The 16,181-nt window shown below is 33.1% G+C and carries 14 protein-coding genes; all 14 read right to left on the minus strand.

Features of this window, described 5'->3' with window-relative positions:
- Nucleotides 1–3: 3 nt before the first annotated feature.
- A complete protein-coding gene (locus tag DFR54_RS01140) occupies nucleotides 4–1,722 on the minus strand; it encodes an ABC transporter ATP-binding protein (RefSeq protein WP_114288550.1) in 1,719 nt (572 codons plus the stop codon).
- 229 nt (nucleotides 1,723–1,951) lie between these two features.
- Nucleotides 1,952–3,379 carry an NADP-dependent phosphogluconate dehydrogenase gene (gene gndA / locus DFR54_RS01145; protein ID WP_114288551.1) on the minus strand — a complete coding sequence of 476 codons (1,428 nt, stop codon included), beginning with the start codon at nucleotides 3,377–3,379 and terminating at the stop codon, nucleotides 1,952–1,954.
- Between the two features lie 97 nt (nucleotides 3,380–3,476).
- Nucleotides 3,477–4,379 carry a DMT family transporter gene (locus tag DFR54_RS01150; RefSeq protein ID WP_114288552.1) on the minus strand — a complete coding sequence of 301 codons (903 nt, stop codon included), beginning with the start codon at nucleotides 4,377–4,379 and terminating at the stop codon, nucleotides 3,477–3,479.
- Between the two features lie 119 nt (nucleotides 4,380–4,498).
- Nucleotides 4,499–5,470, minus strand: coding sequence for a metal ABC transporter substrate-binding protein (locus DFR54_RS01155; RefSeq protein ID WP_114288553.1), 972 nt, complete (start codon nucleotides 5,468–5,470; stop codon nucleotides 4,499–4,501).
- A 128-nt stretch (nucleotides 5,471–5,598) separates the two neighbouring features.
- Nucleotides 5,599–6,750: a molecular chaperone DnaJ gene (gene dnaJ / locus DFR54_RS01160; RefSeq protein ID WP_114288554.1), complete on the minus strand. Its 1,152-nt coding sequence runs from the start codon at nucleotides 6,748–6,750 to the stop codon at nucleotides 5,599–5,601.
- A gap of 140 nt (nucleotides 6,751–6,890) precedes the next feature.
- Complete coding sequence (gene dnaK / locus DFR54_RS01165; RefSeq protein ID WP_114288555.1) at nucleotides 6,891–8,729, minus strand: molecular chaperone DnaK; 1,839 nt, start codon at nucleotides 8,727–8,729, stop codon at nucleotides 6,891–6,893.
- Between the two features lie 34 nt (nucleotides 8,730–8,763).
- Nucleotides 8,764–9,291, minus strand: coding sequence for a nucleotide exchange factor GrpE (gene grpE, locus DFR54_RS01170; RefSeq protein ID WP_114288556.1), 528 nt, complete (start codon nucleotides 9,289–9,291; stop codon nucleotides 8,764–8,766).
- A 22-nt stretch (nucleotides 9,292–9,313) separates the two neighbouring features.
- Nucleotides 9,314–10,360, minus strand: a complete 1,047-nt coding sequence (gene hrcA, locus DFR54_RS01175) for a heat-inducible transcriptional repressor HrcA (RefSeq protein ID WP_086343288.1) — start codon at nucleotides 10,358–10,360, stop codon at nucleotides 9,314–9,316.
- Nucleotides 10,361–10,541: 181 nt separating this feature from the next.
- Nucleotides 10,542–11,675, minus strand: coding sequence for a radical SAM family heme chaperone HemW (gene hemW, locus DFR54_RS01180; RefSeq protein ID WP_114288557.1), 1,134 nt, complete (start codon nucleotides 11,673–11,675; stop codon nucleotides 10,542–10,544).
- Nucleotides 11,675–12,625: a riboflavin biosynthesis protein RibF gene (gene ribF / locus DFR54_RS01185; protein ID WP_114288558.1), complete on the minus strand. Its 951-nt coding sequence runs from the start codon at nucleotides 12,623–12,625 to the stop codon at nucleotides 11,675–11,677. Before ribF ends, hemW begins: the two co-directional genes overlap by 1 nt.
- Before the next feature lie 12 nt (nucleotides 12,626–12,637).
- Nucleotides 12,638–13,549, minus strand: coding sequence for a tRNA pseudouridine(55) synthase TruB (gene truB / locus DFR54_RS01190; protein WP_114288559.1), 912 nt, complete (start codon nucleotides 13,547–13,549; stop codon nucleotides 12,638–12,640).
- A gap of 111 nt (nucleotides 13,550–13,660) precedes the next feature.
- Nucleotides 13,661–14,749, minus strand: a complete 1,089-nt coding sequence (locus tag DFR54_RS01195; protein WP_086342935.1) for a M42 family metallopeptidase — start codon at nucleotides 14,747–14,749, stop codon at nucleotides 13,661–13,663.
- 22 nt (nucleotides 14,750–14,771) lie between these two features.
- Nucleotides 14,772–15,728 carry a Gfo/Idh/MocA family protein gene (locus tag DFR54_RS01200; RefSeq protein WP_114288560.1) on the minus strand — a complete coding sequence of 319 codons (957 nt, stop codon included), beginning with the start codon at nucleotides 15,726–15,728 and terminating at the stop codon, nucleotides 14,772–14,774.
- A 91-nt stretch (nucleotides 15,729–15,819) separates the two neighbouring features.
- The gene (rbfA, locus tag DFR54_RS01205) at nucleotides 15,820–16,173 is read right to left on the minus strand and encodes a 30S ribosome-binding factor RbfA (protein ID WP_086342933.1); all 354 of its coding nucleotides are present in this window, start codon (nucleotides 16,171–16,173) and stop codon (nucleotides 15,820–15,822) included.
- Nucleotides 16,174–16,181 lie beyond the last annotated feature (8 nt).

Here is a 16,181-nt window from a genome sequence, read left to right on the forward strand (position 1 = left end):
TATTTATTCAACCTCCTTTGCTTTTTGAGTTTCATAGATTTCTTTATAAACATCACTTGTTTTAAGTAACTCTTTATGTGTTCCTTGAGCTACTAAACGACCTTCATCAAGGACTAAAATATTATCCGCTTGAACGACTGACGATATCTTTTGAGCAATAATGAAAGTTGTTGTGCCGTCTAATTCATTAGCCAATGCTTCCTTAACTAATTTTTCAGATCTAGCGTCTAAAGCACTTGTGCTATCATCTAAAACTAAGACTTTAGGATCACCAATAACTCCACGTGAAATAGAGAGACGTTGCTTTTGTCCACCAGAGAAGTTCGCTCCTCTTTCTTCGACAGGACTCATAAAGCCGTCTGCTTGACGCTCAATAAATTCTTTAGCTTGGGCAATACGAGAAGCTTTTTCCATTTTTTCTTCATTTGCTTTTTTATCACCTTGGCGAATATTATCAGCAATTGTTCCAGAAAACAGAATCGCTTTTTGTAGAACTAAAGCTACATTTTCACGTAAATCTGTCTTTGCTACATCTTTAAGATTCGCTTCTCCAACATAAATATTTCCTTCTGTTGGGTCATACATTCTAGCAATCATTTGTGCTAACGTTGATTTACCCGCACCAGTTGCCCCAACAACACCAACAGATTCTCCAGCTTTTGTAGAGAAAGAGATATCTTTTAGAGTTGGATGATCATCCCCATTATAAGTAAAACTTACATGGTCAAATACTACTTCACCAGTTGTAATTGGTTGTGTACTTTCTTTTTTATAAACTAATGTTGGTTCAGTTTCTAACACTTCGTTTAATCGTTTTAATGAAACCATACCACGAGAAGCCATCATCATCATCATTCCACCAATGATTATACTCATCATGATTTGCATTAAATAGTTCATAAATGACACAATAGCACCAATCACTTCAATATCTGTTTTTGCTAAATCTGCTGCAAAATAAATAGAAACAACAATAGCTAAACTTGAGATTAACATGAACGTTGGAATCATAATAGAAAATAGATTCCCTACTGTAATCGTGTGTTTTGCTAATTTATCAGATACTTTTGTAAATTTTTTCGTTTCATTTTCTTCTTGAACAAAAGATTTTACAACACGAATACCAGTTAAATTTTCTTTAGCAATTGTATTTACTTTTTCAATATAACCTTGAATTTTGGTGAAATGTTTACCCATTAGTCCAAATAAAGACATAACTGTCACAAAGACTAAAACAACTAGTAAAATAATTACCCACCATAATTTTGGTAAAGTCATCATGGCTAAAATAAAACTTCCAATAAATAAAATTGGGATTCTTAAAATAGTTTGTAGTGTCATCATCACGATCATTTGGATTTGGTTAACATCATTTGTTAAACGAACCACTAAATTACTCGTTGAAAATTTTTCAATATCAGCAAAAGAGAAAGTTTGGATCTTTTTAAATCCGTCTGCTCTAATCTCAGAAGCGACTTCTTGAGATACCTTCGCTGCTAAAATAGTATTTAAAATACCTGCTACTAAACCAACGACTGCTACTATTATTAGAATAATTCCCACATTTTTTAGTTCTTGGTTATCTTCATTCATAATTGCTGTCATTACTTTTTGTAATAATTTTGGTTGCCATAGTTGAGAAATAACCATCAAACATGTCATCAAAAATGAGACGAATACTAGACGACCATGACCTTTAACTTTTTGTAATAATAATGCCATATATTACCCCTCTTTCTAAAAATAAGTCAGAACTCAATGATATACGAATAAGTGTTCTTTTGCAACAAATAAAGCCCGATTTTCCTAAAAAAAGTGACAAAATGTTATTCAATAAAAAACATCTTATCTCTTTCTACTTTATTATCATAACAGGATAAAATTTTATAGACAATCAACTAACAGTTGAGAAAAAAGAAGCTGACAGTTAAGTCAACTTCTTTTTAGTAGATTATTTATTTTCTTCTCCGTACCAATCGTAATGGAATACTCCTTCACGGTCTTTACGTAAGTAAGTATGAGCTCCAAAGTAGTCACGTTGGGCTTGGATAATATTAGCTGGTAAATCAGCTGTACGATATGAATCAAAGTATGCAATAGCTGATGAGAATGTTGGTGATGGTACACCAGATTGAACTGCTAATGAGACAATATCTCTAACTGATTGTTGGTATTTATCAGTAATATCTAAGAAATATTCATCTAATAATAAGTTTTTAAGTTCTGGATTTCGGTCATAGGCATCAGTGATTTCTTGTAAGAAACGAGCACGGATAATACATCCTTCACGGAAAATTTTAGCAATCTCGCCATATTGTAAATCCCAACCATATTCTTCACTAGCCATTCTATACTGAGCAAAGCCTTGAGCATAACTCATGATTTTACTAAAGTATAAAGCTTGGCGAATTTTTTCAATAACTTCTTCTTTGTCACCTGTAAAGGCAACAGTTTGAGGTGCAGGAATAATTTTACTTGCTTCTACACGTTCTTCTTTTAATGCTGAAATATATCTAGCAAAAACTGATTCAGTAATTAATGGTAGCGGAGTACCTAAATCAAGAGCATTTTGACTTGTCCATTTACCAGTTCCTTTGTTACCAGCTGCATCTAAAATAAGATCAACAATTGGTTTACCAGTTCCTAAATCATCTTTTCTTGTTAATAAATCAGAAGTAATTTCCATTAAGTAACTATCTAATTCACCTTTATTCCACTCAGTAAAAATTTCAGCTACTTCATCTACTGAAAGTCCTAAAACACGTGTTAAAATGTCATAGCTTTCTGCGATTAACTGCATGTCACCATATTCGATTCCATTATGAACCATTTTTACATAGTGTCCTGCACCATTTGGTCCAATATATGTCACACACGGTTCACCATCTTTTGCCTTAGCAGCAATTTGTTCAAAGATTGGTCTAACTAATTCATAAGCTTCTTTTTGTCCACCAGGCATCATTGAAGGGCCTTTAAGAGCTCCCTCTTCTCCACCAGATACACCAGTACCGATAAAGTTAATTCCTGAGTTAGCTAATTCTTCGTTACGACGAATTGTATCTTGGAAGAATGTATTTCCGCCATCTATTAAAATATCCCCTTTGTCTAAATGAGGTAATAAACTTTGGATTGTTAAATCAGTTGCTTTACCTGCTTGTACCATTAACATAATACGGCGAGGTTTTTCTAATGATTCCACAAACTCTTCGATTGTATAAGTAGGCACTAATTTTTTATCTGCGTGCTCTTTAGCTACTTCTTCAGTTTTAGATGCTGTTCTATTGAAAATAGAAACTGAATATCCTCGACTTTCAATATTTAATGCTAGGTTTTTACCCATTACCGCCATTCCGACAACACCAATTTGTTGTTTTGACATGAAAATACCTCCTAATAATACATTGCCAAAATTTTTGACAATTTTTAATCCCCTTCATTATAGCCTATTTCAAAAAAAATTAAAATAAATTTTACCTTTATTCAATTTCTCCGTATTTTGATAAAAGAAAAACGGCACAAATAATAATCAACATGCTGATTAGTTCAATTGGTTTAATAACAAATCCTAAAAATAAAGCTGAAAAAAGAGCTGAACTTAACGGTTCAAAAGATGTTAATAAACTTGAAAATTGTGCTGGAATAAATCTCGTACTTGTTAATAAACAGAGATAAGAAAACACTGTACCAAATAAAATAATATAGCTAATCAGTAAAATAGTTGTCCCATCCAACTTTGGTAAGTCTTTCCAAAAGGGATGATAAAACTGAAATAGCAATCCTCCAAAAAACATGCCCCAACCTGTAACAGCCATAGTACCAAATTCTGCCATAATTCTTCTAGGTTGAATAATGTAAGCTGCTCCTAAAACACCTGCCATCAGTCCCCAAAATAAACCTTCTGGAGAAATTGAAAGAGAACTTAAATCTCCCTTTGTTACTAAGAGTGCTGTTCCTAATAAGGATAAAATAATACTAAAAACACTCATTTTATTAGGAATTTTTTTTGATTCTAAGATAAAGAAAAAGACAATAAAAATTGGTGATAGATATTGTAATATAGTTGCTGTCGCAGCATTACTCGATTCGATGGCCTTAAAAAAGGATAATTGTAAAAAGATAATACCAACAATACTAAAAATTAAAATACTTAATTGATTTTTAGGCTTTTTAAGTAAATCAAAAGTTTTCTTTTTCTCTTTTAAAAAAAGAGAACTTAAGATAACAATCCCAGCAAAAAGCATTCTGACACTTACTAACCAAACACTAGTAATTCCTTTATGTATCATTAAATATTCTGCACAAACTCCAGAACCACCCCAAAAAATCGCACCTACTATGGCTAGTGTAATCCCTTTTGTTTTATTTTCAACTTTGTTCATTTCACTCCTCCTGACTAATAGAATTTATTATATAGAGCTGTACCTAAAAATACCACAAAATATATCTAATTTTCGTAAAAAAAGAGGTTTCCTAAAATTTAGGAACCTCTTTTCTCATCTTATTTAATCGATAATTTTAACGCTTCTAAATTTTCAGCCATGATAGACAGATAGTCTGCACCATTTTCACGGTCTTTTTTAGAAACACTTTCCATTGGATTTAAAACAGCAAGTTCTGCACCTGTTGCATCAGCAATTGTTTTAGCAATTTTTTCAGAAGCTGAACTTTCAGTGTAAATCACATTGATATTTTCTTTTTTAACTAAATCTTGAATTCCTTTTAATTCTTTTGGTGTTGGTTCTTGGTCAGGTGATAAACCAGAAATAGCAACTTGCTCTAAACCATATTGATTAGCTAAATAAGAAAAGGCTGTATGTTGTGTAATAAATTTTCTTGATTTAGCTCCTTCAAAAGCTGCTACATAATCATCATTAAGTTTATCTAATTTACTTAAATACTCTGTTGTATTTTTTTCATAATAGTCTTTATTTTTACTATCTATCTCAATTAAAGCGTCAGAAATAGTTCTTACTTCTTTTTTTACTAATAATGGATCTAACCAAACATGTGGATCAAAAGCATGTGAGTGTCCGTGGTCAAGTTCGTGTCCTTCATGCTCTTCTTCATCAGCATGTTCATCATGATCTTCCTCATCATGGGACTCATTACCTTTTAGTAACTCAATTCCCTTGCTTGCTTCAATGACTTTTACTTTTGATGTATCAATATTGTCTAAAACTGTCTCTACCCATGTTTCCATCTCGTTTGAGTTATAAACAAATACATCCGCATTTTGAATTTTTGCCATATCTTTTGCACTTGGTTCATAATCGTGAGATTCTACACCTCCATCAATTAACATAGAGACATTGGCTTTATCTTTTGCTACATTTTTCGTAAAATCATACATTGGATAAAAACTAGTCACTATTTCTAATTTTCCATCCTCTTTTTCAGCTTCTTGTTTACCACAAGCAGAAATTCCAACTAGTAGTAAAAGAAGTGATGCAATTTTTAATATATCTTTCATTATGCTCTCCTTCAAAACGTAATCGTTACTGTTTAGATTTTATCTTTTTTAAATGAAAATTGCAAGACATTTAACTAAAAAAAGATTGCAACATAAGTTATTTAACTTAAGTCACAATCTTATTTTGATTATTTACGTTTTTTTTTACCGCTAGAAGAAAAAGCATCTTTCATTTTATCGAAAAAACCTTCTTCTTGCTCGATAACCGCCTTATCTCCACTAGCTACTAAGAACTCTCTTAAAGCTTTCTTTTGAGCTTCGTTTAAATCAGTTGGCGTTTCAACAAGAACAGTTACACGTTGGTCTCCATTTCCACTTCCGCGTAATTTTGGTGCTCCTTTACCTTTCAGACGGAAAGATGTACCGGTTTGAGTTCCTGCTGGAATTTTAAGTTTCACTCTTCCGTGAACAGTTGGTACTTCAATTTCATCACCTAAAGCTGCTTGAGCAAATGAAATTGTTTGTTCATAGAAAATCTCTGAACCATCACGTTCAAAAATTGGACTATCTTCAACTCTAAAGACAACATATAAATCTCCGTAAGGTCCACCGTTAAATCCAGCTTCACCTTGTCCAGAAAGACGCATTTGTTGGCCATCTTCAACACCAGCTGGTACATTAACTTTAACTGAATGTGATTTAACCATACGGCCTGCACCGTTACATGTTGTACATTTATCTTTGATTGTTTTTCCTGTTCCATGACACTCATCACAGGTTTGTTGACTCATCATGCGACCAAGTGGTGTTTGTCTTTCAACATTAATACGACCTGATCCTGAACATTTACTACATGTTTCTGGTTGAGTTCCAGGTTTAGCGCCTGAACCACCACAAGTCGTACAATCATCTTCTCTATTGTAACGAATATTTTTTTCTAAACCAAAAATCGCTTCATTAAACGTTAAATCTAAAGTATATTGTAAATCAGAGCCTTGTCTTGGGGCATTAGGATTACTTGTTCTGCCTCCGCCACCAAAGAATGATTCGAAGATATCTTCAAATCCTCCGAATCCACCGCCACCGAAATCACCAAAACCACCAGCACCAAAGTTTGGATCAGTGCTTGCATGACCATATTGATCATACGCTGCTCTTTTTTGAGAATCACTTAAGACTTCAAAAGCTTCTGTGATTTCTTTAAACTTATCTTCTGCATCTGGCTCTTTGTTAATATCTGGATGGTATTTTTTAGATAATTTTCGATAGGCTTTTTTTAATTCATCATCTGTAGCTGTTTTAGCAACACCTAAGACTTCATAATAATCTCTTTTCGCCATGCTATCTAATCCTCCATTTTCTACATGCTAATCCATTAAATCATAACACAAATTAAATACGACTGATACTTAATTATTATTATTATGAAGAGAAAAAGCCAAAAGCGCAACGCTTTGGCTCTTTCAATTTAAGTCTTTAATTATTTTTCGTCGTCGTTGATTTCTTCAAAATCAGCATCAACGATATCATCTGCTCCACCTTGAGCTGCATCAGCTGCTTCTGGGTTTTCTGCTTGCGCTTGTTGAGCTGCTTGTTCGTATAATTTAACTGTTAGAGCTTGAACGATTTCGTTTAATTCATCACGTTTAGCTTTCATGTCTTCTAGGTTGTTTGCTTCAACAGCTGCTTTTAATTCATCACGAACTGCTTCTGCCTTTTTAACTTCGTCTGCGTCAACTTTACCTTCTAATTCTCCTAATGTTTTATCAACTGAGAATAATAAAGCATCGATGTCGTTTCTTAAGTCAACTTCTTCTTTACGAGCTTTATCTGCTTCAGCATTAGCTTCAGCATCTTTCACCATTTTTTCAATTTCTTCATCTGTTAAACCTGAAGATGATTTAATTGTAATAGTTTGCTCTTTTTGAGTTCCTAAGTCTTTAGCACTTACGTTAACAATACCGTTTTTATCAATATCAAATGTTACTTCGATTTGTGGGATACCACGTGGTGCTGCAGGAATATCTGTTAATTGGAATCTTCCTAAAGTTTTGTTATCACTTGCCATTGGACGCTCACCTTGTAATACGTGAATATCTACAGCTGGTTGGTTGTCTGCTGCTGTTGAGAAGACTTGTGATTTACTTGTTGGAATAGTTGTGTTACGGTCAATTAATTTAGTAAACACTGATCCCATTGTTTCAATACCTAATGATAAAGGTGTTACGTCTAAAAGAACAACATCTTTAACATCACCAGTAATAACTCCACCTTGAATCGCAGCACCCATTGCTACTACTTCATCAGGGTTAACTGATTTGTTAGGTTCTTTGTTAGTTTCTTTACGAACAGCTTCAACAACTGCAGGAATACGAGTTGATCCACCTACTAAGATAACTTCATCAATTTCAGAAACTGAGATTCCAGCATCTTTAATTGCTTGACGTACAGGAATTTTAGTTCTTTCTACTAATTCAGATGTTAATTCATCAAATTTAGCACGAGATAAGTTCATTTCTAAGTGAAGAGGTCCAGCTTCTCCAGCAGTAATAAATGGTAAGCTGATTTGAGTGCTTGTTACACCTGATAAATCTTTTTTAGCTTTTTCAGCAGCATCTTTTAGACGTTGAACTGCCATTTTATCTTGTGATAAATCAATACCATTTTCTTTTTTGAATTCTTCTACTAAGTAAGCGATGATTTTTTCATCAAAGTCATCCCCACCTAAGTTGTTATCTCCAGCAGTAGATAATACATCAAATACACCGTCACCTAATTCAAGGATTGATACGTCAAATGTACCACCACCAAGGTCAAATACTAATACTTTTTCTTCTTTATCTGTTTTATCTAAACCATAAGCTAAAGCTGCAGCAGTTGGTTCGTTAACAATACGTTCAACTTCTAAACCAGCGATTTTACCAGCATCTTTTGTTGCTTGACGTTGCGCATCGTTGAAGTAAGCTGGTACTGTAATAACAGCCTTTTCTACTTTTTCACCTAAGTAATCTTCAGCGAAACCTTTTAAGTATTGTAAAATCATTGCTGAGATTTCTTGAGGAGTATATGTTTTTCCTTCGATTTCTTCTTTGTATCCAACTTCACCTACGTGACGTTTGATAGAAGCAATTGTGTTAGGGTTAGTTACTGCTTGACGTTTAGCAACTTCACCTACTTGGATTTCTCCATTTTTAAATGATACAACAGATGGTGTTGTTCTGTTACCTTCTGGATTAGTAATAATTTTTGCTTCTCCGCCTTCTAAAACTGAAACTGCAGAGTTTGTTGTTCCTAAGTCAATACCGATAATTTTACTCATAATTGTATTCTCCTTTAATTAATTAATTTTAATTTTATTGTGCAACAATAACCATTGCTGGTCGTAAAACGCGATCATGTAAGATATAACCTTTTTGAAGTACCTGAATAATTTCATCAGGTTGTTGCCCTTCTTGTAAAGGTAGAGTTTGTACTGCTTGATGTTTATTTGGATCAAAGATTTGTCCTAAAGAATCAATTTCTTCAACTCCTGATTCTTTCAAGGCATGAATCATTCCCTCACGAACCATCTCGATACCTTTTTTCATTGCTTCTCCGTGCTCATCATTTGTTTCAATTTCAAGTGCACGGTCTAAATTATCTAAAGCAGTTAGTAAGTCTTTAGCTAAATTTTGAGCACGATACTTCGCAGCATCTTCACGTTCTTTGTTATGACGATTTCTCATATTAACAATTTCAGCTTGAGCTCTTAGGAATTTATCTTCCATCTCACTTAATTCTTGTTTTAAAGTGTCTTCAGCAGATACTTCAACGATTTCCTCTTCTGTTGTTTCTACTGCTTCTTCTTCTTTTTCAATTTCTTCTGTTTTATCTTTTTTCAATTAATGCCTCTCCTTTACTTCTTTATTGACCAATTGAATCATTTAAGCTTCGATAATATGAATCTAAATGACCTGATAACTCAGTTGTCATCACTTTAACCAAACCATGTAATTTAGAATAAGACATGTTTGTTGGACCAAGTAAAGCTATCACACCTTTACCATGATTAGGAACTTCATAACCGGCAGTAATCAAACTCATATTTAATAATAAGTCGTTTTCTATTTCATGTCCGATTTTTATCTCAATCCCTGTTTTATCTGGTAAAAGTAAATCTGTTAATTGTTCTGAGTCACTAATCAATGAATAAATTGACTTAAACTCAGCTATATCAGTTAAGTTCTCTGAATTAAGTAAATTCATACCACCACTAATATAAACTTGATCATCAAAAGCTTGATTGAACACTTCTTCAAATAAATACAAGACATTCGCTGAATTTGTAAAATACTTTTGAAGAACTAAAGGTATCTCTGTTCTTAACTTATGATAGACCGTTAACAAATTCTCACCTACTAATCGATCATTAATGATTCGAATCATTTTCTCAATATCCTCAGAAGTAATACTTTCAGGAATAGAAAAAACTTGGCTCTCAACATAACCTTGGTCAGTTACGATAATCGCAATTAACTGGCTCCTATTAAGTGGCACAATTCTAAATCCCGTTAGCTTTCTTTCTTTCACTTCTGGACCTAAAGAAAAGGCTGTGTAACTTGTTAAATCTGATAAAATTTTTGCTGATTGCTCAATGATTTCATTTGTTGCATGATAACGTTTATTAAGCAACTGGCGAATATGAACGATTTCATTACTAGAAATCTCAGCAGGCTGCATCAGATGATCCACATAATAACGATAACCTTTAATGGAAGGTATCCTTCCAGAAGATGAATGAGTTTTTTGAATAAGTTCAAGTTCTTCTAATTTAGCTAAGTCATTACGAATTGTCGCAGAACTTGCTTTTATTCCCTGATTCATCAAGGTTTTAGATCCAACTGGCACACCGGTTTCAGTATAAATCTTTACGAGTAAATGCAAAGTTTTCAGTTGTCTTTCACTTAAAATTATCATCACCTTCTTTTTTTAGCACTCTTATTTCTTAAGTGCTAACTACATTTACTAATATAACAAGTTCCTAAAATATTGTCAACAGAAAACATCTAATTTTTAGCACTCTAACTATTCGAGTGCTAAACAAAAAGACTGAACCCTTTAACCATAAGGTTTGTTCAGTCTTTTCTACTATTTATTTTAATAAGAATTCCTTAAATACTTCATTACCTAAAATTAATCCTTTATCAGTTAAGGATAATAAATCTCCAGTTACTTTTAGCATATCTTCTGAAATCAAACGTTCAATAGTACTTCCATAAACAGTATCTAATTTCTTTTCAAACTTTTCTTCGAAATGATTAATCGAAACTCCTTCGATTTTTCTTAAACCAAGAAACATCTCTTCTTCCATTTGGTTTTCTTTTGTTAATGTATCTACTGTAATAGTAGGTAACTGATTTTCTTTTAAAGGTTTTAAATAATGTTGGATTGGTCCGTGGTTTTTATAGCGTACATTTCCTAAATACCCACTAGCCCCTGCTCCTAAACCGTAATAATGTTCATTATTCCAGTAAACTAAGTTATGCTGACTTTCTTTTCCAGGGATACAAAAATTACTAACCTCATATTGATGACGACCAGCTTTAGTCATTCTTTCAATAGCTAGTTCAAACATATCACCTTCAACATCAATGCCTGGCAAGTGAAGTCTTCCTTGTCTAGCCCAATTATAGAACATTGTTTTATTTTCTAATATTAATGAATACATTGAATAATGTGGTAAGTCTAAAGACAAGGCTTGATTAAGAGTATCTTCAAAATCTTCAATCGTTTGATTGGGCAAAGCAAAGATTAAATCAATACTCACATTTCTAAAATCAGCAGCTTCAAAAATTTTCATGGTGTCATAAACATCTTGTGCTGTATGTTTTCGACCTATTTTTTTTAATAGACGATCATTAAAAGATTGGACACCCATGGAAAGACGATTTACTCCGTAATTTTGCAATACTTGTAATTTTTCAAGGGTTAAATCCCCAGGATTTGCTTCCACTGTAAATTCATCTCCGTCAGTAAAAGGTAACTCTTCTCTGACACCCTTTAATAAGGCATCTAACTGACTTGCTGAAAGAGACGTTGGTGTCCCTCCACCTATGTAAATTGTTTCAGTTTTATCACTTGGATACTTTTCTCTTGTTAAACGGATTTCTTTAATCAAACTTTCAATATATTCATCCACTGGTTGCCCTTCAATAAACACTTTATTAAAGTCACAATAAAAACAAATATGCTCACAAAATGGGATATGAATATAAGCTGAAGTCATTACATTACTCCTTTATAAGTAAAATACTTTCTTGTATCTTCTTCATCAATTTTAAGTTGAGTAATTAATCCTTCAACTCCGTCAAATTTCATTTCTTTTCTTAGGAAATGACACCACTGAACAGAAACTTGTTCACCATAAATATCTTCATCAAAGTCCAAAATATTGACTTCAATAGTCATTGGACGGTCTTTTTCGAAAGTAATATTATAACCAATTTGAGCCATTCCCATGTACCAATTATTTGCTACTTGAATTTTAACTGCATAAACACCACCTAAAGGTAGTAAAGATTTTTGTGGTATTTTGATATTAGCCGTTGGAAAACCTAATGTACGGCCTCTCTTATCCCCATGAACTACCATCCCTGATAATTCATAAGTATAGCCAAGGAAAGCATTAGCCCCCTCCATGTTACCTTCTGCCATCATTTTTCTAATATTAGTTGAGCTAATTTTATCTTCGCCCTGAGTTTGTTTTGGTACTTCAATAATATCAAAACGTTCCTTAGCGTAACCAGGTAAGTGTGACATACCAGCTATTTCAGCTTTTCCGTACGTATAATCAAAACCTGCAACAGCAGTAACTGCATGTAATCCTACGATATATTGATCTACAAAATCTTGTGGTTTTAAACCAGCAAAAGCAGAAGTGAATTCAACAATATAAAGAATATCTACATTAGCTTCTTCCATGCGTTTTACTTTTTGCTCGACTGTTGTAATATATTTCATTTTTTTATGATCAATTTTTTGAAAAACAACTGAAGGATGATGATTAAATGTCATAACAGCTAACTTAACATTTTTACGGTCAGCTTCTTCTCTTGCTGTTTCAATTACTTTTTGATGTCCTAAATGAACGCCGTCAAAAAAACCTAATACTAACACAACATCATCTTTAGGTATTTCAGTATTTTTATATGGGTGGTGAATATTTATTACTTCCATTATTTTTCCCCTTTAATCATTTCTAAGTACTTTTATCGGTTTTAACAATCCCTTTTTCGTAGGATGCTCCCCATAAATACTAACAACTTTTTCTTGATAAAACAAAGCAATTGGCTCGCTAAAGTCTTTTTTTCCAAAAAAAGTTTCTGGTAAAACAGAGCCGTTTTTAACAACTTGATAATCAGCATCTGTTAATACAAGAGTATTAAAATCTTCAATCCCTCTTTCAAGAGGATATAAAAATTCTGAACTTCTTTCTAAATCCATTAATAAAGCTATTTCCTCAAGGGTAAAACATTCCTCTTTTGAGAAACCTCCACTTTTAGTTCTAGTTAAATCAGACATATGAGCTGCAAAACCTAATTTTTTACCAGTATCAACAGCTAAAGTTCTTACATAAGTTCCTTTGCCACAATCAACTGTAAAACGCCATTTTTGAAGTTCTTCAACAAACTCTGGCTCACTTGTTCTCTCGTAACTATAAATGATAGCTTTTCTTTTAGGACGCTCAACTGTTTCACCAGCTCGGGCGTATTCATAGAGTCTTCTACCATTAACTTTAACAGCCGAGTACATAGGTGGAATTTGAGTAATTTCACCAACTAGGCTCTTCATTGCTTCATCAATCTCAGTTGTTGAAAGTGGGGCTAAAACTGGAGTTCTTTCCACTATTTCACCACTAATATCTTCTGTTTCTGTAGAATAGCCTAAAGTGACTTCACCTTGATAAATTTTATTTGAATCTTGAATGTATTCTATTACTTTCGTTGCTTTTCCAACACAAATTGGCAATACTCCATCTACATCAGGATCTAGAGTACCACTGTGTCCAACTTTTTTTATTTTTAAAATCTTTCTTAATTTAAAGACAACATCATGACTTGTCATGCCACGAGGTTTCCAAACGGGAATAATTCCTTCCATTATCTGACTCCTTAACTTCGAATATACCTTGATATTATAACATACTTATGACTTGATAGAATTATTGTTAACAAAAAAGAAGACCCTCCAAAGAGAAATCTTCTTTTATTTTTATCCTAATGGTTTAGCAAGTACTGATAATTCTTCTTTTGTTAATGTAGATAGAAATTCAACAACTAAATTTTTAGCTGCTTCATAGTCATGAAAGTCAACGTAACAGTGATGAGTATGAGCGTAACGAACAGGAATTCCAACAACAATAGCAGGTGCACCGTTGTATAGGTTAATAGGCGCTCCATTTGTCCCTCCACCACTTCTAACAGATACTTGAACTGGAATATTTTTACTTTCAGCTAATTCAACTATCTTTTCTTGAAACTCTGGATTAGTAATCATTGAAACATCAAAGTAACGTAACATTGGTCCCTTACCTAAAGCTGATTGAATCATATATTCTTCAGATGACGTGTCATCTGCAGGACATCCTTCAAAAACAATAGCCAAGTCTGCTTGTACCTTTTTAGCAGCAACTTGTGCTCCTCTTAAACCAACTTCTTCTTGAGAAGTTAAAGTTCCTACTAAATTAAATGGCAGTTTTTTTTCTTTTAATTCATCAAAAACATCCATCATACAAGCCACACCTATACGACAATCAAAACCTTTACCTAAAAACAAATTAGTGTCTTCATTGTAATCACACAAAACATCAGGAACAACAGGTGAACCAATTCTGACACCGAAACGTTTTTCAGCATCTTCCTTAGATTTTGCCCCAATATCAATGGATAGAGAAGAAATCGTTAATCCTTTTGCTTTTTCTTCATCACTCATAAAGTGAGGTGGTTTGCTCGTGACTATTCCTTGAATGTAGTTCCCCATTGTATTTCTAACTTTAACTTTTTGAGCAGCAATATTACTTGGCACCCAGCCACCTACTGTTAAAAATTGCAACAAGCCATTTGGTTTTATCGCTTGAACAATAAAACCAACCTCATCACTGTGAGCATCTAATTGAACAGTTAATCCAGATTGACTTCCCGAAAAGTCTTCTAAATAAAGATTTTTAATCCCATCTGTATCAGTTTTCCCTATTTTATCCCAATTTTTTCTAACATAATTAACGACTTCATCCTCAAAACCTGAGATACCTGGTAAATTAGATAAACCTTTTATATTATTAATCGCTTCATTTTTTTTCATACGTAATAACCTTCTCTTTTAATTATTTTCTATTCCACGAATCTCTCATTTGATCCATTAAATTTATAACATGCATGGTTGTTTCTCTTAAGTCATTGTTTTGATTTTCTTCATTAATATAAGTATTTAAAGTATCTAACTCATAAGTGAAAACTTCCTCACCATGGCCTAAATCAATAGTTGATGTCGTCCCGTCATTAAAATGAAAAACTGCTTTTTCTGCTCTTGGAAAATCTTCTATTTCTACAAATCCATTATCTCCCGTAATAATGATTTGTTTAGGCATTTTCCCTCTAAATGAAATCATCACACTAGCCTGCTCGCCTTGAGGATTTTTTAATAGAGTCATTGATTTTTCATCTACACCAGTTGGGGCAAATTCAACATCTGTTCCAAGTAATTTTAAATCTGTTCCTAAAAAATAAACGGCAGCAGATAAAGCGTATGTTCCAATATCAAATAAAGCTCCACCACCTAGCTCTTTTGAGAAAAAGCGATTATTTGGATCATACTCTTTACAACTTCCAAATAAAACACTCATATTGCTAACTTTCCCAATTTTACCAGTAACTAATTCTTCTCTAACTGTTTCAAACATTGGCATATAAAAAAGGGTGACACCTTCGAGTAATACGACTTGGTTAGATTTCGCTAAATCAAATAATTCTTTAGCTTCACTACCTTCCATCACCATAACTTTCTCACATAGAACATGTTTTTTCTTCATTAAAGCTTCTTTAGCAAATTCATAGTGAGTTTGATTTGGTGTTGCAATATAAACAACCTCTAATCCATCAGTTGCTAAAAATTCTTCATAATTAGTTGTTGAATTTTCTATATGATGTTTTTCAACAAATTTCTTTAAAGAAGCTTCTCTGTGGTTATACACTGAAATAATTTTATATTTATTTTTATCAATTTGTGCAGCAAACTGAGCTGCAATATCTCCCGTTCCTACAATTCCAATACCTTGTACCATAATCTACCTCCTCATTGTTTTCTAATTTTAACATACAATACCTAATAAAAAAACAAGAGGTTGATTATTTAAAATCAACCTCTTTGCTTATCTAGTACTCACTTTTATTTAAGTTTCTAAGTAAATCATCAATATGATTTCCATATTGGACTGAACTATCTAATTCGAAGATAAGCTCTGGTGTTTTGTAGATACTTAGGCGGTGTCCTAACTCACGACGAATTAATCCACTTGCTTTTTCTAACCCTTGCTGAACTTTTTCTCTTTCAGAAGCTTTATCACCTAAAGAACTATAGTAAATATTAGCTTGTTGTAAATCTCCAGTTACTCTCACTTCTGTAATAGTTATGTCAGCAACACGAGGATCTCTTACTTTTTTCTTTAAGATATCATTTACTTCTCTTAAAATTTCTTGAGCCACTCGGCGGTCACGATAATTTGCCATCGTACTTC

This window comes from Vagococcus fluvialis, assembly GCF_003337315.1.
GTDB lineage: Bacteria > Bacillota > Bacilli > Lactobacillales > Vagococcaceae > Vagococcus > Vagococcus fluvialis.